Annotated in this window: 12 protein-coding genes; 9 read left to right on the top strand and 3 right to left on the bottom strand. The window is 63.7% G+C overall.

Translation table 11 applies throughout. The features are described from left to right. Positions 1-8 precede the first annotated feature (8 nt). Complete coding sequence (gene hisA, locus J3B00_RS00800; protein WP_119137503.1) at positions 9-746, top strand: 1-(5-phosphoribosyl)-5-[(5-phosphoribosylamino)methylideneamino]imidazole-4-carboxamide isomerase; 738 nt, start codon at positions 9-11, stop codon at positions 744-746. A gap of 10 nt (positions 747-756) precedes the next feature. Then, entirely contained in the window at positions 757-1,527 is a 771-nt protein-coding gene (gene hisF, locus J3B00_RS00795) for an imidazole glycerol phosphate synthase subunit HisF (protein WP_209862190.1), read from the top strand. A 36-nt stretch (positions 1,528-1,563) separates the two neighbouring features. Here the strand turns inward: hisF and choV are convergent, their stop codons facing one another. From choV to J3B00_RS00780, 3 genes are all read right to left on the bottom strand, one after another. Next, the gene (choV, locus tag J3B00_RS00790; protein WP_209862187.1) at positions 1,564-2,742 is read right to left on the bottom strand and encodes a choline ABC transporter ATP-binding protein; all 1,179 of its coding nucleotides are present in this window, start codon (positions 2,740-2,742) and stop codon (positions 1,564-1,566) included. Beyond that, positions 2,739-3,587, bottom strand: coding sequence for a choline ABC transporter permease subunit (gene choW, locus J3B00_RS00785; RefSeq protein ID WP_209874483.1), 849 nt, complete (start codon positions 3,585-3,587; stop codon positions 2,739-2,741). Before choW ends, choV begins: the two co-directional genes overlap by 4 nt. A gap of 69 nt (positions 3,588-3,656) precedes the next feature. Continuing rightward, positions 3,657-4,604 carry a choline ABC transporter substrate-binding protein gene (locus J3B00_RS00780; RefSeq protein ID WP_209862183.1) on the bottom strand — a complete coding sequence of 316 codons (948 nt, stop codon included), beginning with the start codon at positions 4,602-4,604 and terminating at the stop codon, positions 3,657-3,659. Between the two features lie 442 nt (positions 4,605-5,046). Here J3B00_RS00780 and J3B00_RS00775 point away from each other — a divergent pair, with 442 nt between their 5' ends. The 7 genes from J3B00_RS00775 to J3B00_RS00745 all read left to right on the top strand — a co-directional run bounded on the left by J3B00_RS00775 (position 5,047) and on the right by J3B00_RS00745 (position 17,278). Then, on the top strand, positions 5,047-6,423 hold the full coding sequence (locus J3B00_RS00775) for an L-serine ammonia-lyase (RefSeq protein WP_209862178.1): 1,377 nt from the start codon (positions 5,047-5,049) through the stop codon (positions 6,421-6,423). Between the two features lie 469 nt (positions 6,424-6,892). Then, a complete protein-coding gene (locus tag J3B00_RS00770; RefSeq protein ID WP_209862174.1) occupies positions 6,893-7,999 on the top strand; it encodes a GlxA family transcriptional regulator in 1,107 nt (368 codons plus the stop codon). A gap of 94 nt (positions 8,000-8,093) precedes the next feature. Further along, a complete protein-coding gene (locus tag J3B00_RS00765) occupies positions 8,094-8,513 on the top strand; it encodes a sigma-70 family RNA polymerase sigma factor (RefSeq protein ID WP_348635927.1) in 420 nt (139 codons plus the stop codon). Positions 8,514-8,693: 180 nt separating this feature from the next. Next, positions 8,694-9,662 carry a FecR family protein gene (locus tag J3B00_RS00760; RefSeq protein ID WP_209862167.1) on the top strand — a complete coding sequence of 323 codons (969 nt, stop codon included), beginning with the start codon at positions 8,694-8,696 and terminating at the stop codon, positions 9,660-9,662. 343 nt (positions 9,663-10,005) lie between these two features. Beyond that, a complete protein-coding gene (locus tag J3B00_RS00755) occupies positions 10,006-12,798 on the top strand; it encodes a TonB-dependent receptor (protein ID WP_245362459.1) in 2,793 nt (930 codons plus the stop codon). A gap of 29 nt (positions 12,799-12,827) precedes the next feature. Further along, positions 12,828-15,614 (top strand): M16 family metallopeptidase, encoded by a 2,787-nt coding sequence (locus tag J3B00_RS00750; RefSeq protein WP_209862164.1) that lies wholly within the window; start codon positions 12,828-12,830, stop codon positions 15,612-15,614. Next, the gene (locus J3B00_RS00745; protein ID WP_209862161.1) at positions 15,611-17,278 is read left to right on the top strand and encodes an ABC transporter ATP-binding protein/permease; all 1,668 of its coding nucleotides are present in this window, start codon (positions 15,611-15,613) and stop codon (positions 17,276-17,278) included. The genes J3B00_RS00750 and J3B00_RS00745 overlap by 4 nt, the downstream gene beginning before the upstream one ends.

The raw sequence follows: 17,278 nt of genomic DNA, 5'->3' as shown, positions 1-17,278 counted from the left end.
TTGCCAAGATGCTGATTATCCCCGCTATCGATCTCAAGGACGGTGCCTGCGTACGCCTGCGCCAAGGCCGCATGGAAGACTCCACAGTGTTCTCCGATGACCCGGTGAGCATGGCCGCCAAGTGGGTCGAGGGTGGCTGCCGCCGCCTGCATCTGGTTGACCTCAACGGCGCCTTCGAAGGCCAGCCGGTCAATGGCGAAGTGGTCACCGCGATCGCCAAGCGCTATCCGCACCTGCCGATCCAGATCGGCGGCGGCATTCGCTCGCTGGAAACCATCGAACACTACGTCAAGGCGGGCGTCAGCTACGTGATCATCGGCACCAAGGCGGTCAAGCAGCCTGAGTTCGTTGCCGAAGCGTGCAAGGCTTTCCCAGGCAAGGTCATTGTTGGCCTGGACGCCAAGGACGGCTTCGTTGCCACCGACGGCTGGGCTGAAGTCAGCTCGGTGCAGGTCATCGACCTGGCCAAGCGCTTCGAGGCCGATGGCGTCTCGGCGATCGTCTACACCGACATCGCCAAGGACGGCATGATGCAGGGCTGCAACGTGCCCTTCACCAAGGCCCTGGCCGAAGCCACCCGTATCCCGGTGATCGCCTCCGGCGGCATCCACAACCTGGGTGACATCAAGGCCCTGCTCGACGCCAAGGCGCCGGGCATCGTCGGCGCGATCACCGGCCGTGCCATCTACGAAGGCACTCTGGATGTCGCCGAGGCCCAGGCCTTCTGCGACGCCTACCAAGGCTGAGGAGCGACACATGGCACTGGCCAAGCGCATCATCCCTTGCCTGGACGTGGACAACGGCCGGGTGGTCAAGGGCGTCAAGTTCGAGAACATCCGCGATGCTGGCGACCCGGTAGAGATCGCCCGTCGCTATGACGAGCAGGGTGCTGACGAGATTACCTTTCTCGACATCACCGCCAGCGTCGATGGCCGTGACACCACCTTGCATACCGTCGAGCGCATGGCCAGCCAGGTGTTCATCCCGCTGACCGTCGGCGGTGGTGTACGCACCGTGCAAGACATCCGCAACCTGCTCAATGCCGGTGCCGACAAGGTCTCGATCAACACCGCGGCGGTGTTCAACCCGGAGTTCGTCGGTGAGGCTGCGCAGCGCTTTGGTTCGCAGTGCATTGTCGTTGCCATCGATGCCAAGAAGGTTTCCGGCCCGGGCGAAGCGCCGCGCTGGGAGATCTTCACCCATGGCGGGCGCAAGCCTACCGGGCTCGATGCGGTGGAGTGGGCGAAGAAGATGGAAGGCCTGGGTGCCGGTGAGATCCTGCTGACCAGCATGGATCAGGACGGCATGAAGAACGGCTTCGACCTCGGTGTGACGCGGGCCATCAGCGACGCGCTGGGGATTCCGGTGATTGCTTCCGGTGGTGTGGGTAACCTGCAGCACCTGGCGGACGGCATCGTTGAAGGGCACGCCAGTGCGGTGTTGGCGGCGAGTATCTTCCACTTTGGCGAGTACACGGTGCCTGAGGCCAAGGCCTATATGGCGGCGCGCGGAATCGTTGTTCGCTGAGCCGGCATTTGGGGCCGCACAGCGGCCCCAATGGCATCACCCGTGACTCTTGCCTAGCAGCGCGTGATACAGCTCGGTATCGCCGAGAATCCCGACCACCTGGTCGTTCTCCTGCAACACCAGCTTGTTGCCCGTCTGATAGCGAATCTGCAGTGCCTCGCGCATGCCGATATCGGCATGTACCACCGTCGGCCTGCGGTCCAGTAGCGCGACATCCTGCCCCGGCGCCCAGTTCTGCATGTCCAGGCCATTCTGGCCCTGCCGCGCACGCTTGAGCGCGCCGCCTTCACCCAGGTCCAGCCACGAATCGCCACCCGGGTCCAGGCACACCGAGCCATTGATCCGCTTGCACTTGTCCAGCGTGCGCATCAGGCTGCGCCCGCACAGCACGTTGAGCGGGTTGGTGTGGGCGACAAAGGTGCGCACGTACTCGTCCGCCGGGTTCAGCACAATCTCCTCGGGCTTGCTGTACTGGATGATCCGCCCGTCCTTCATGATCGCAATGCGGCTGCCCAGCTTGAGCGCCTCATCGAGGTCATGGCTGACAAACACGATGGTCTTGTTCAGCTTTTGCTGCAGCGCCAGCAGTTCATCCTGCAAGCCCTGGCGGATCAGTGGGTCGAGCGCCGAGAACGGTTCGTCCATCAGCAGGATATCGGCATCCATCGCCAGCGCTCGGGCCAGGCCCACGCGCTGCTGCATGCCGCCGGAGAGTTCGTCGGGCTTCTTGTTGCGCCACTGGGTAAGGCCGACCAGCTCGAGCTTTTCATCGACCAGCTTGCGCCGTTCCTTCTCAGGACGGCCCTGCATCTCCAGGCCAAAACTGATGTTCTCGCGCACTGTCAGCCAGGGCATCAGGGCGAACTTCTGGAACACCATGGCGATGCGCTGGGTGCGCATCATCTTCAGCTCCGCCGGGGTGCAGTGAGCGATGTCGATGTGCTTGCCTTCATGCTCGACAAACAACTTGCCACGGCTGACCGTGTTGAGGCCGTTGATGCAGCGCAGCAAGCTCGACTTGCCTGAGCCCGACAGGCCCATCAGCACGCAGATCTCACCCTTGTTGATATCCAGGTTGGCCTTTTCGACCCCGACCACCAGGCCGGTCTGCTTGAGGATCTGCTCGCGGGTCTGGCCTTGGTCGAGCAGGGCCAGGGCCTCGCGCGGCTTGTTGGAGAAAATGACGTCGACGTCTTCGAACCGAATGATGCTCATGCCTCACCCCTTACCGTGACTTCCGGTTGCTTGCAGATACGGTCGAGCATGATCGCCAGCAGCACGATCGCCAGGCCCGCTTCGAAGCCGAGGGAGATATCGGCGGTGTTCAGTGCATTGACCACAGGTTTGCCCAGACCATCAGCGCCCACCAGGGCAGCAATCACCACCATCGACAGCGAGAGCATGATGCATTGGGTCACGCCAGCGGCGATGCTCGGCATCGCGTGCGGCAGTTCGATCCGCGTGAGCAACTGGCGCCGCGAGCAGCCAAAGGCCTTGCCGGCATCGAGCAGTTCTTGCGGCACATCGCAGATGCCCAGGTAGGTCAGGCGGATCGGCGCGGCGATGGCGAAGACCACCGTCGAGATCAGCCCCGGTACCACGCCCAGGCCGAACAGGGTCAGGGTCGGGATCAGGTAGACGAAGGTCGGCACCGTCTGCATCAGGTCGAGGATCGGCCGCAGGGCGGTGTAGAACATCGGCTTGTGCGCGGCAAGAATGCCCACCGGCACGCCGATGGCCACGCACACCACGGTGGCGAAGGTCACCTGGGCGAGGGTCTCCATGGTCTCCTGCCAGTACCCCAGATTGAGGATCAGCAGGAACGACAGGGCGACGAATGCGGTGAGCGACCACTTGCGCTGGATCAAGTGAGCCAGGGCGGCGAACAGGGCAATGAGGACGAGGGGGTTGAACCAGGTCAGAGCGCTGGTGACCCCATGGATCATGAATTCCAGGCCTTGAGCGATGGCATCGAAGTAGTCGGCGCCGTTCTGAGTCAGCCATTCGACGAACGACGCGATGTACTGTCCCAGGGGTATTTTCTGATCAATAAGCATAATAGCGAGCTTCCACCTGCATAGATTGGAATCAGTCCGGGGCGGGCACGGTCCCGCCCCGCGGTAGTGCCATTACTGCGTCAGCTTGGCCTTGGCCGCCTCCAGCCCCGGTTTGCCATCAACGGTGGTCACCCCCGCCAGCCAGGTGTCGAGCTTGCCTGGATTGGCCTTGAGCCACTTCTGCGCGGCCGCCTCGGGCTTCATCTTGTCGTCCAGGACATAGCCCATCATGGTGCTTTCATCCTTGAGGTCGAACGACAGGTTCTTCAGCAGCTGGCCAACGTTGCTGCACTCCTGCGTGTAGCCCTTGCGGGTGTTGGTGAGCACGGTCGCCTTGCCGAAATCGGGGCCGAAGAAGTCATCCCCGCCGGTCAGGTACTGCATCTTGAAGCGGGTGTTCATCGGGTGTGGTTCCCAGCCGAGGAACACCAGCGCATCACCGCGCTTCTGCGCTCGATCGACTTGCGAGAGCATGCCTGCTTCACTGGACTGGACGATCGAGAAACCGGCGTCTTTGAGGCCGAAGGCGTTCTTGTCGATCATGCTCTGGATGGTGCGATTGCCATCGTTGCCCGGTTCGATGCCGTAGATCTTGCCCTTGAGTTCGGTCTTGAACTTGGCGATGTCGGCGAAATCCTTGAGGCCCTTGTCGTACAGCGCCTGCGGCACCGCCAGGGTGTACTTGGCGTTCTCCAGATTGGCCCGTACCGTCTCGACAGTGCCCGCGTCGCGGTACTGCTTGATATCGTTCTCCATGGTTGGCATCCAGTTGCCGAGAAACACGTCCAGGTCTTTGCCGGCCGCCAGCGACTTGTAGGTCACCGGTACCGAGATCATGGTGGTGTGGGTCTTGTAGCCGAGGGCTTCGAGCACGACGCTGGTGGCTGCGGTGGTCACGGTGATGTCGGTCCAGCCGACGTCGGAGAACCTTACCGTCTGGCACTGTTCGGGTTCTGCGGCCTGGGCCAGCAACGGTGCTGCGAGCAACGCGACCAGCAACAGCGAGGGTGAACCTTTCATGGGTGGACTCCTGTAGTTTTTTCTTCGGGTTCGCGTGGGCCGCCGGGGTTTCTCAGGGTCCGGTCGACCAGGCCTGCAGAGGGCAGGATGCGAGGCCGTGCAATACGAGTCGCTTTCGATAATCCTCCAGCGCCGGGCAATCGCCTACTGGTAGGGTCGTATCCAGTACAGGATGGGTCGCATCCAGTACGGGCAATGTCGCAACTGGATTTTTCCTCCCCCACGACCGCGTTTTTGCGTCACCGGCTCGCCAGAAAGCGGCGTGAACAAGGCCGGATCAGTGCGGCGCGGTCGGACAAAACTACGTCGGTTGCAGACGGCGAGGGCAGGGGTAAAAGCCCGATGATGCGTGCATTAGCGGCAGCTCGCCGGTTTCAGACTAGCAGCTGCGGGGTCGCCCATATGGCGCGGCCAGACAAGCCCATCAAGAGGTGAAGCGACCATGGCCATCAGCGTGTTCGACCTGTTCAAGATTGGTGTCGGGCCTTCGAGCTCACACACCGTCGGCCCCATGCGCGCCGGCGCGCTGTTCGTCCAGGGTCTGCGCGAGCGCGGCGAGCTGGAGCAGGTGCGGCGCGTCGAGGTGCGCCTGTACGGCTCGTTGTCGGCCACCGGCGTCGGGCACGGCACCGACCACGCCACGATCATGGGCCTGATGGGCGAGTGGCCGGACGCCATCGACCCCAGCCAGATCGTCCCGCGGATCGCCGACCTGCGCGAAACCAACCTGCTCAAGCTGGATAATCGCCTGCCCATCGAGTTTGTCTGGGCCAGGGACATGCTCCTGCTGGACGAGAACCTGCCGTACCACCCCAATGCGATGACCCTGATCGCCGAAGGCGAGCACGGCGAGCTGCACCAGGACACCTACTACTCGGTCGGAGGCGGCTTTGTGGTCGATGCAGCCCAGGCTGCCAGCGGCGTGCTCGACGCCGACCAGACCGTGCTGCCGTACGATTTCAACAGCGCCGCCGAACTGCTGCGCCTGTGCAAGCAAAACGACCTCAGCGTGTCGCAATTGATGATGGCCAACGAGTTGGTCTGGCGCAGCGAAGCCGAGATTCGCGCCGGCCTGCTCAAGCTCTGGGAGGCCATGCAGGAGTGCGTCAACAACGGTCTCAAGCACGAGGGCCTGCTGCCTGGCGGGCTCAATGTGCGCAGGCGCGCTGCCAAGCTGCACCGCAGCCTGCAGGAGATCGGCAAGCCCAACGTGATCGGCTCGACCATGAGCGCCATGGAGTGGGTCAACCTGTTCGCCCTGGCGGTCAACGAAGAAAATGCCGCCGGCGGGCGCATGGTCACCGCGCCGACCAATGGCGCCGCGGGGATCATCCCGGCGGTGTTGCACTACTTCATGCGCTTCTCCGATGTGGTCGATGAATCCAACGTGGTGGATTACTTCCTCAGTGCTGCCGCGGTGGGCATCCTGTGCAAGAAGAACGCCTCGATCTCCGGCGCCGAAGTCGGTTGCCAGGGTGAAGTCGGTTCGGCCTGCGCCATGGCCGCCGCAGGCCTTGCGCAAGTGCTCGGCGCGACGCCGGGGCAACTCGAGAACGCTGCCGAGATCGCCCTGGAGCACAACCTCGGCCTGACCTGCGACCCGGTCGGTGGCCTGGTCCAGGTGCCGTGCATCGAGCGCAATGCGATCGCTGCGGTAAAGGCGATCAACGCGGTGCAAATGGCCTTGCGTGGCGATGGCGAACACTTCATCTCGCTCGACCAGGTGATCCGCACCATGCGCGATACCGGCGCCGACATGCACGACAAGTACAAGGAAACCTCGCGCGGCGGGCTGGCGGTCAGTGCGATCGAGTGCTGAACTGCAATTGCTGCAGACACCTTCGCGGGGCAAGCCCGCTCCTACAGGGCACAACGCTCCTGTAGGAGCGGGCTTGCCCCGCGAATGGCTGTACCGCCGAAATGATGTTGATGCTCTGTTTTGGTGCGCCGGTCATCTGCATTTTCAACTTAACTGTGCAGCAGGCAGATACTGAGGCGGTGACAGTTAAACCTGTCGTTGACGGACATGTTCCCACCCACTGCTACCTAAATGCTCACAGCAACACAGCAGATGCCCTGCCACGGCGCTTTTAGTCCCCTGACAGGTTGTAGGAAATGTCCCAATTATCAGGCCTGAAAGGTCGCTTTTAGAAGTTATTGGATGCCCGTTCAATTTCAGGCACGCCAATTGCGTTGTAAAGACCAAAGCCCCCGCAAGCGAACTGGGGCCATTACAAAATCAGTGCCCGCCTGAGGCACCCCCTGCATTTGTGTGAGGAGAAATCGCGATGACGTCGTCCACCTCCGGGAACCCATCCCAGAACCGCACAGCACCCCAGTCCATCGGATTTCTCCTTCTGGACAACTTCACCCTGATTTCTCTGGCCTCGGCCGTCGAGCCGCTGCGCATGGCCAACCAGTTGTCTGGCCGCGAGCTGTATCGCTGGCACACGCTGACCGTCGATGGCGGCCAGGTCTGGGCCAGCGATGGCTTGCAGATCACCCCGGATGCGGCGATGCACAGCGCGCCGCCGATCGACACCGTGATCGTCTGCGGTGGCGTCGGTATCCAGCGCACCGTGACCCGTGAGCACGTGACCTGGCTGCAATCCCAGGCCCGTCAGTCGCGCCGCCTCGGCGCGGTGTGTACCGGTAGCTGGGCACTGGCCTGCGCCGGCCTGCTCGACGGTTTCGATTGCAGCGTGCACTGGGAGTGCCTGGCCTCGATGCAGGAAGCCTTCCCGCGGGTGAACATGAGCACCCGCCTGTTCACCCTCGACCGCAACCGCTTCACCAGCTCCGGCGGCACCGCGCCGCTGGACATGATGCTGCACCTGATCAGCCGCGATCACGGCCGTGAACTGTCGGCAGCGATCTCGGAGATGTTTGTCTACGAGCGTATCCGTAACGAGCAGGACCACCAGCGCGTGCCGCTCAAGCACATGCTCGGCACCAACCAGCCGAAGCTGCAGGAGATTGTCGCGCTGATGGAGGCCAACCTCGAGGAGCCGATCGACCTGGATGAACTCGCCGTGTACGTCGCGGTGTCGCGTCGCCAGCTCGAGCGGCTGTTCCAGAAGTACCTGCATTGCTCGCCGTCGCGTTACTACCTCAAGCTGCGTCTGATCCGTGCCCGGCAGTTGCTCAAGCAGACACCGATGTCGATCATCGAAGTGGCGTCGGTGTGTGGCTTCGTCTCCACCCCGCACTTCTCCAAGTGCTACCGCGAGTATTTCGGCATTCCGCCGCGTGATGAACGCGTGGGCTCCAACACCGCCCAGCAAGTGGCGATGATGCCAATCCCACAAGCGATGGCGCTGTCGCCGCACAGCGGGCCGTTGGCAGCGCTGAGCCAGGCGCGCAACGAATCGACGTTTGCCAGCGTAAGGCTCTGAAGGTATGGGCGTGCGAAGCACGCCTATTATGTTGATAATGATTCGCAACTACGGGTAACATCGCCGCCCCCGAGCAGCACTGGCATACCACCCCGTGGCGGACGACAAACTCCAGCTGTACCTGACCCACCGGGCGGCGATGGTCGATTACGCCACGCCGATCGTGGGTTGTCGTGCCCGTGCCGAAGATGTGGTGCAGGAAGCCTGGCTGCGCTTCAGCCGCCAGGATGACAATGCCGATATTCGTCACCCGGCCAGCTACCTGTACCGCATCGTGCGCAATCTCGCCCTCGACCAGACCCGCCGTAGCGCCACCGAGAAGATCCAGCCCGGTAGTGACGAGATGCTCGCCGAACTGCCCTCCGGCAGTGCCTCGCCCGAACAGGCGATCAGCCAGCAGAATGAACTGACTGCGGTCAGCCGTGCCCTCGAGGAACTGCCCGAACGCACCCGCCTGGCCTTCGAGATGCACCGCCTCGGCGGCTTCACCTGCAGCACGTGGCGACTCACCTGAATGTCTCGGTCAGCCTGGTCCACCAGTTGGTCCATGACGCCCTGCGTCATTGCCTGGAACGGCTGGAGGGCGAGCTGTGAACGAATATCTGAAAAAACCCGGCGCTGGCGCGTCCTTTGCCGAACGGGCCGACTCTGTGCGACCCTTCGCGCCCCCGAGCCCTGAGGAGACTTGCCGGACATGATGCCAGCAGACCCCGTATCCAGCCGCCGCGACCAGGCTCTGGACTGGCTCCTGCGCGTGCAGCAGGCCCCGCACGATGCCCAACTGCGCGCAGCGCTTGCCCAGTGGTGCGCCAGCGACGTCGCCAATGCCGAGGCCTATGGCAAGGCCGAACGGGTCTGGCGCCTGACCGGGCAACAGGCGCCGACCACGGCCGAACAGTGGCCACCATTGCCTGCGGCCAATGTAGTGCCCTTGCCGAGCAAGCGCTCGCACCGGCGCTGGTGGCTTGGCGCTGCCGTGGCGGCCTGCCTGATGGTTGCCGTAGCGCCGTCACTGAGCGTGCGCCTGCAGGCCGACTACCGCACTGCCCAGGGTGAAACGCGGGATATCACCCTGGCCGACGGCAGCGTGGTGCAGATGGACAGCAACACCGCCATCGCCGTCAGTTACGCCGGTACGCGCCGCGATGTGCGCCTGCTCAGCGGGCAGGCATTCTTCAAGGTTACGCCAGACCCATCCAAGCCGTTCCACGTGCGCGCCGCCGAGGTGCGGGTGACCGTGACCGGTACTGCGTTCAACGTCGAGCTGCGCCCGGGCGGGGTCGATGTCGATGTCGAGCACGGTTCGGTGCGGGTGGATGACGCCAAGCGTTCACGCGCGTTGTCCAGCGCGCTGACAGCTGGGCAGCGTCTGCATTATGTCGATGGGCTGGTGCAGGTGCGGACGTTCCAGCCATCGCAGGCTGCCGCCTGGCGCCAGGGTCAGCTGATTGCCGATGAGACCTCGGTGGCCGAGCTGGTTGAAGCGCTGGGGCGTTATCTGCCGGGCAAGGTTGTGCTGAAAGACAAGGGCCTGGGTGAGAAGCGCGTGACCGGCGTGTATGACTTGCGCAAGCCGCAAGCGGCGTTGAGTGCCGTGGTTCGGCCGCATGGTGGCAAGGTCACCCGTTATGGGCCGTGGCTGGTGGTTTTGAGCCGGCCGTAACATCTTGGGGCCGCTTTGCGGCCCATCGCGACACAAGGCCGCTCCCACAGGTTGGGCGGCGCGCTCTGAACTGTGGCAACTGTCTTGCACTAAACCTCGAGCTGGCGCCATCACTGTGGGAGCGGCCTTGTGTCGCGATGGGCTGCGCAGCAGCCCTAAAATCTCCCATTAAAAAAATATTTCAAAATTTTCTGAAAAATCCCCGAACTCCCCCGTCTTGTTCCCGCGCGCAATAACTGAGATCGATTCGTATTCATTTTAGCTGCCCGGAATCTGTCCGGGGCGGGGACGTGGGATGACTGAAGTAGCTAGCCGTAGGCCGCGCCCAGCGCGGGATTGGTCGTTGCGCCTGAAGCACGCGGCAGGGGGCGGCATGCTCGGCCTGTGCTGCGCATTCGCGGTAATTCCGGCACATGCCGAGCAACCTGCCGAGCGCGCCGTGCTGACCCAGGTGCATGCGTTCGACATTCCGGCGCAGAAACTGGCTATCGCCCTGATCAACTTCGGCCAGCAGAGCGACCTGCAGGTCACGGTCGACCCGGACCTGCTCGACGGCCTGCACTCCACCGCCATCAGCGGCCACCTGAGCAGTGAAGCGGCGCTCTCGCGACTGCTTCAGGGCAGCGGCATCACTTGGGAGTACGAGGCCGGCGCACTGGTTTTTCGCCTGCTGCAAAGTAGCGCCGACGGCTCGCTGGAGCTGCACAACACGGTGATCCTTGGTGACACCGAAGAGAACAGCTACATGGGCGCGACGGTCATCGACCGCAAAGCGATCCAGGCTTTCCCCGGCGCCAACGGCGACATCACCACGCTGTTGCAGATGCACCCCAACGTGCAGTTCAGCACCGACCAGAAAAGCTCCAACACCCCCGGCGAAATCGACCCGGCCGACGTCAGCATCAACGGCGCCAAGTTCTACCAGAACAACTTCATGATCGATGGCATCTCGATCAACAACGACCTCGACCCGGGCGCGCATGGCTACAACGAGACACGCCAGTACGACTCGGCGCCCAGCCGATCGCACGGCATCGCCCTGGACGCCGACCTGCTCGAAGAGGTCAAGGTTTACGACAGCAACGTGCCGGTCGAATACGGCGGCTTCAATGGTGGCGTGGTCGATGCGATTACCCGGCGTCCGAGCCAGGACCTGCACGGCAAGCTCTCCTACGCCATGACCCGCTCGGAGTGGACCCGCTACCACATTACCCGGGAAAACCAAGAGACCTTCGAAACCTCGTCGAACGAGAAGAACCAGCCCGAGTTCACCAAGACCACCCTGCGCGGCACGCTCGAAGGGCACCTCACTGACGACTTCGGCGCCTTGTTCAACTTCTCCCAGAAGCGCTCGTACCTGCCGCTGCGCAGCTACGCCAACGGCTACAACAGCCCCAACAACGACAACGAGCAGGAGCAGACCCGGTCGCTGGACAACTTCCTGCTCAAGACCTACTGGACGGTCAACGATCGCCTGACCCTGGACACCTCGATCGTCTACGCCCCGCAAGAGAACACCTACTTCCGTGAGGATTACAGCGACTCCGGCTACACCAACATCAACGGCGGCTGGCAGGGTTCGCTGAAGGCGATCTATGAGGGCGACAGCGCGCGCTGGACCCAACAGTTGGCGGTGAGCAACCTGTATGCCTCGCGCGACTCCGATCGCGACGACCTGATCATGTGGTACTGGTCCGACACCAAGGACTGGGGCAACCCTGACGCCTCCAGCGCGCGCAGCCCCGAAGGTTGGTTCGGCAGCCTGTACCAGACCCAGCGCAGCATCGACTACAAACTCAAGGTCGACTGGCAGACGTTCAACATCGCAGGCACTACCCACAGCGTGACCTCCGGAGTCGAACTGGGCTACCAGCGGGCGACCTGGGAGCGTGAGGACGAGGCCCTGTCGATCACCACCTTGAAGCGTGACAACGGTGTCTGCGGTGGCGCTGATCCGTGGTGCTCGAATGGCCAGTTGCTCAACGGCAACAGCCGTCAGTACGGCTCGGCGATGATGGTCTACGGCGCCGGCAAGGTAGACATCGCGCAGAAGAAGTACGCCCTGTTCGTCCAGGACGAAATCGGCTACGGCAACCTCACCCTGCGTCCCGGCCTGCGTTACGAAGGCGACGACTACATGCAGAAGAAGAGCCTGGCGCCGCGCTTTGCCGGCGACTATGACTTCTTTGGCGACCGCAGCACGGTGCTGGTGTTCGGTGCCAACCGCTATTACGGGCGCAACCTGTTCAAGTACCGCCTGGCCGATGGCCGCCGGGCGTATACCTCGCGTTACACCCGGGCCAGCCAGGACGGCGAATGGGCGCTGTCCAGCCAGAACAAGAACATGAGCAAGTTCTCCACAATGGACATCCCCTACGACGATGAGTGGATGCTGGGGCTCAACCAACGCTGGCTCGACACCGAATTCCAGCTCAAGTACGTCAATCGCAAGGGCAAGGGCCAGATCTACCGCACCCGGCCCTACTACAACCTGGACGCCAAGGACATTCCCGAAGGCTACAGCAAGGACTACTACGCCTACCTCAACGCCGGCAGCAGCGCGAGCGAGAACCTCAGCCTGACCGTCACCCCCATGCAAGCCCTGCGCTTCAAGGGCACCAGCACCAGCCTGCAGTTGGCCCTGGACTGGTCGCGGACCAAGAGTGGTTACGGTTCGACCTACGAGGCGGGCCTGGATGGCGACGAGTTGTCCGGCAACGATGTGGTGCTCGACGGCAAGCGTATTCCTTACAACGAGTTGCCAGGCAGCGACTACAACCGCCCATGGACCGCACGCCTGATCACCATCACCGACATTCCCCAGTGGAACTTGTCGATCAGCAACTTCTTCCGTTATCGCGGCGCGTATGACCAGGTCGTCAGCCTTGATCAGGACATCGAAGTCGATGGCGAGGTGCTCAGCCGCTACGAGACCGTGGCCACACCGGCCGCGCCAACCTGGGACATGAAGTTCGCCTGGGACATCCCCACCGGCAAGGACCAGGCGTTCTTCGTCAACGTCGACGTGACCAACGTCACCGACAAGGTCAACAAGATCTCCAGCCGCGAGTCGGTCAGCCTGGTCAGTTACGAAGTCGGCCGCCAGTACTGGCTGGAAGTCGGCTACCGCTTCTGACCTCCCAATAAGAAACCGTGGATAACCTGATGAAAAAGCTCATTGCGGGCCTGCTCGGCCCGCTGCTGCTCGGCGCCTGCGTGGCGCTGCCTGAAGCCGATGCACCATTGCCCTGGGACAGCCACGTCAGCCAAGGCACCCTGGCCAACGGCCTGCAATACCGATTGGTGCGCGAGACCGCCCAGCCGGGCCGGCTCGACCTGCGCCTGACGGTCAATGCCGGCTCGATCGACGTGGCCGACGACCAGGTCGGCGTCGCCCACATGGTCGAACACCTGGTGTTCCACAGCCGCGCCGGGCAGGCGCAAAACCTGCGCGAGCGCATGACCGCGCTGGGCTGGGTACAAGGCCGTCACTTCAACGCCGTGACCAACTACGAACGTACCCAGTTCATGCTCAGCCCACCGGCCGGCGTACGGCAAAGCCCTGAAGCGCTCAAGGCGCTGGCTGATCTGGTCTTCGCCGCGGACTACAGCGCGGCTGACCTTGAACGCGAACGGCCGATCGTCATCGAAGAATGGCGCGGCGGCCTCGGCGTGGCCCAGCGCATGAACCAGCAACGCACCGCCTCGCAGCGGGTCGGCTCGCGTTATCCCGAGCACCGCACCATCGGCAACGAGGCGGCCATTCGCAGTGCAAGCCTGGCCAGCCTGCAAGACTTCCAGGCGATGTGGTACCAGGCGCCGAACATGGTCCTGTCGGCGGTGGGCGACTTTGAGCCCAAGGCCATGCTGGCGCAGATCGAGCAGGCTTTTGGCAAGGTCGAGGGCGGTAGCCGCCCGCTGCGCGAGTACCGCGACCTGACGCTGGACGAGAAGCTGAAAATCTTCCGCCTGCAAGACCCACAGTCGGGCAGCAATCAGGTATCGCTGCTGTTCCGCCTGTACGAGCCGGACAGCCGCGGCACCAGCCGCGCCGCCCTGCGCGAGCGGCTGATCGACCGCATGACCCTGGCCGTCCTGCTCGACAGCCTGCGCCGCCAGCCACTGGAGCCTGGGGTTAAAAGCCTGGTCGCGCAGAAGACCCTGATCGGCAACCACTCGACGGTGCTGGGCATCGCTGCAAGTGTCGACGGCCAGGCCCACGACAAGGCCTTGCGCCAGTTGCTCAGCGAGCTCGAGCGCCTGCGCCAGCATGGTTTCAGCGACGCGGACTTCGCCCATGAACAGGCGCATATCCGCAGCCTGGGCGCCAAGACCCTGGCCAAGCCAACCCCGCGTACCTTCGAGCAATGGGTCGAGCAGTTGAACAACGCCAGTGCGCCGAATGGCCGTGTGGTAGAGCGCCACGCCTCCGCCAGTCGCTACCTGGAAGTGCTCGAAGGCATCGACCGCAGCGACCTCGAGCAGCGCCTGCGGCGCTGGCTGGCCAGCCGCGACCGGGTGCTGCAGATCAGCGCCCCACGTGCCTCGTTGACCCACCTGCCAACGGTGGCCGAGGTCGAGGCGCTGCAGGCGAGCCTGGCTCAGACCAACCTGTCCGCGCCTTCCAGCACACCGCCCGCCTCGCTGGCGCCAGTAGCGCCCTTCGAGCCGCCCGCGCCAGGCCCGGCGGGCACAGTGAGCGCACGCAAGACCTTCGCCAAGGAGCAGGTCGAACACTGGACGTTGAGCAATGGCGATCGGTTGGTCTGGTTGCGCCGCAACGGGCCAGAAGGCAGTGCCTTGCTGCAGGTTGAGTCGTCCGCCGGCTACAGCGTCGCAGGAGCCCCCGGCTGGCGCCTGCAGATGGCCGCGCAACTGGCGTTGCGCAGCGCCCAGCAGGGTGGCGATCCGCAGGCCTTGGCAGACTGGCGCCAGCAACAGCGCGCGACCATCAGCCTTGCCCATCAACCACAGCGCCTGCAGCTCAATCTCAGTGGCACGCCCGAGCAACTGCCGAGCCTGCTGCAAAGCTATCGCATCAGCCAGCAGGCCAGCATCGACCCTGTGCAGTTCAGCGCGTCGCGTGACGAGTTGCTACAGCGCCTGCGCAGTCGGCCAGACGATGTGCGTGCGCTGCAGGAGAGCCGCCAGCGCACGCTCAAGTACGGTGCTGATCACTGGCAAACGCCGGCTATCACCACCTTGCAGGCCTTGAGCCGCGAGCAACTGAATGCCGACTGGCAGCGTCTTGGCCTGGCACCGGTCACCTACTACCTGATGGCCGACATCGAGCCTGCGCAGCTCGAAACGTGGGTTAGTGAGCAACTGGCGAGCCTGCCTAGGCAAGCTGCCCTGAGCACCGAGCCGGTCCTGCAGCAGCCCGGTCAACGCCGCCAAGACCTGCCCATCGCACTGGAGCCGCGGGTGGTGCTGGACGCCACCAGCTATCAGTCGCAGCCGTGGAGCCCGGAAGCCGCCATGCGTGTAGCAGTGCTGCGCGACCTGGCCAATCAGCGCCTCAAGCAGCAATTGCGCGGCGAGGCGTCGGGGGTCTATCGGTTGAGCTTCGAGAGTGAACTCAACCCGGACACCCAGCGCATCGAGAGCCGCCTGAACTTCACCTGCGACCCCGCTCGCGTCGATGAACTGTGGGCGCTGGCGCAGCAGACGCTGGCCGGGCTGACGGTCGACGAGGCGTGGATGCTCGCTGAGCGTAAGCAACTGTCCCGCCAGGAAGCCAAGCGCCGTGACGATCCGCAGACCCAGTTCAAGCGCCTGATCCTCAGCGAACGCCACTGGCAGGACCCACGCTACCTCAGCAGCCAGGCGCGGTTGCCTGAGGCGCTGAGCCTGCCGGCCCTGCAGCAGCAGGCACGTCAGTTGTTCCCGGTTGCCAACCAGGTGCAACTGCGCCTGCTGCCTTCGGCAACTGCGCTGGAACAGGCGCTGTGAACACCTTGCGTACGTTCTATCGCCTGAGCCGGCCGTTCTGGCAAGACCGCCAGCACTGGCTGGCCTGGGTGATGCTGGCGGCGATCATCGGCCTGGGCCTGTTGATCGTGCAGATCAATGTGCTGATCAACCGTTGGAGCAAGACCTTCTACGACACCCTGGCGGCGTTCGACAGCAGTGGGCTGTACGCGCTGGCCGGCGAGTACGCCCTCTACCTCGGGGTGTATGTGCTGATCTTCGTCGCCCTTGATTACATCCGCAAAGGCCTGGTGTTGCGCTGGCGCCAAGCGATGACCGGGCGCCTGATCGATGCTTGGCTGGGCGACCAGGCGTTCTATCGCCTGGGCCTGGCGGGCGAACCGGACAACCCCGACCAGCGCATTGCCCAGGACGTCGATCTGATGGTCGACCTGAGCATTGAGCTGGTGGCTTCGCTGGTGGTCAACCTGGCCCAGGTGGGTGCGTTCGTGGTGATTCTGTGGAACCTCTCCGGGGTGCAGACCTTCAGCGTGTTTGGCGAATCATTTACCGTGCATGGCTACCTGGTATGGATCGTCGTCGCCTACACCTTGACCGGCAGTGTGCTGACGCACTTGATCGGCAAGCCGTTGCACGCGCTCAATTTCCAGCGCGAGCACCGCGAAGCGGACTTTCGCGCAAGCCTGCTGCGCAAGCGCGACCACGCCGAGCAGATCGCCCTGTACCAGGGCGAGGGTGTCGAACGCCAGCAGTTGGCGCAGCGCTTTCGGGCGATTGCCGAGAACTGGCGGCAGCTCATGGGCCGTGAACGTGACCTCAGTCTGTTCACGGTCGCCTATCAGCGCTTCAGCCTGATCGTGCCGGTGTTTGCGGCATTGCCGGCGTTCATGGCCAAGACCATCACCCTGGGTGGCCTGATGCAGATCCGCAGCGCGTTCGGTGCGGTGCATGACTCGCTGAGCTGGTTCATCAAGCTGTACCACAAGCTGGTGCGCTGGAGTGCCGCGCTGGAGCGGCTCGACCAGTTCGAGCGGGCTATCGAGGCCAGCCGCCAGCAGGTGATCAAGGCGCCGCAGGGCAGCTGCCTGTGCCTCCAGGGGCTGACCCTGTGCCGGCCGGACGGCAGCGCGTTGCTCAGCGACCTCGACCTGCGCGTGGGGCAGGGGCAATGGCTGCGGCTGGCGGGGCGCAGTGGCCTGGGCAAGTCGACCTTGCTGCGCACCTTGCAGGGGTTATGGCCGTATTGCCTGGGCGAGTGGCAACTGCCGCCGGGGCGTAGCCTGTTGTTGCCGCAAAAGCCTTATCTACCGCAGATGAGCCTGGGTGGGTTGCTGGCTTATCCACAAGTGCGCGAGATCGATGATCGGTTGCTGATCGATGCGCTGGGCAAGGTGGGCCTGGCGCGGTTGAGCGGGCGACTGGGGGATGAGGCCGAGTGGGAGCGGGTGCTCTCTGGGGGTGAACAGCAGCGCCTGAGCCTGGCGCGGGCGTTGTTGTACCGGCCGGATACGCTGTACCTGGACGAGGCGACCAGTCAGTTGGACGGCGAGTCTGCGCGCGGGTTGCTGGTGATGCTCAGGCGCGAACTGCCGGCGTGTACGGTGGTGGGGGTGACGCACCAGGCTGGGCTGGCGGAGTTGTTCGAGCGTACGCTGGAGTTGGAGAAACAAGCCGCTTTGGTTTGA

The sequence above is a fragment of the Pseudomonas sp. BP8 genome, assembly GCF_017875955.1.
Classification (GTDB): domain Bacteria; phylum Pseudomonadota; class Gammaproteobacteria; order Pseudomonadales; family Pseudomonadaceae; genus Aquipseudomonas.
This window is presented reverse-complemented; position numbering and strand designations above follow the sequence as displayed.